The organism is Pseudomonas sp. G34 (genome assembly GCF_031119625.1).
GTDB lineage: Bacteria > Pseudomonadota > Gammaproteobacteria > Pseudomonadales > Pseudomonadaceae > Aquipseudomonas.
This window is the reverse complement of the sequence record NZ_JAVHZV010000014.1, coordinates 1-542: the sequence shown is the minus strand read 5'-3', so window position 1 is coordinate 542 and position 542 is coordinate 1. Positions and strand designations below refer to the sequence as shown.

The 542-nt window shown below is 65.1% G+C and carries 1 protein-coding gene; it reads right to left on the bottom strand.

Going from position 1 to position 542, the window contains the following annotated elements; genetic code table 11:
* A partial coding sequence (locus QYS36_RS10025; RefSeq protein ID WP_308839342.1) for a tripartite tricarboxylate transporter permease occupies nt 1-542 on the bottom strand: 542 nt, incomplete at both ends.

Here is a 542-nt window from a genome sequence, read left to right as displayed (position 1 = left end):
ATCGAGCCGCAGGCTGCGGCGCTGTTGGCGGTTTCCGGGGCGGCCAGGCCGCGCAGGTCGCCTTCACCGAACTTGTTGTCCTTCACGGCCAGGCGTTTCTCGGCCATGTAGGACACGGCGCTGGCCAGGGTCGCGCCGGCGCCAGGCAGAACGCCCATCGCGAAGCCGGTGACGCCGCTACGCAGGTTGGTCGCCAGTACCGACATCCCTTCCTTGGCGTTGAACAGCATGCGGCCGCTGGCATCGATGGCTTTCTGGCCATGATGGGTACGCTCGAGCAGCACGAGGATCTCGCTGACCGAGAACAGGCCCAGTACCAGCACCACGAACTGAATGCCGTCGGCCAGGCCCAGGCTGCCGAAGGTGAAGCGGTACACGCCGCTGTTGGAGTCGATGCCGACACACGACAGGAACAAGCCAATACAGGCCGCGATGGCGGTCTTCATTGGTTTGTTGCCGGCCATGCCTGCCAGGCAGACGATGGCGAACACCATCAGCACGAAGTATTCGGCCGGGCCGAAGGCCACCGCCCACTTGGCCAG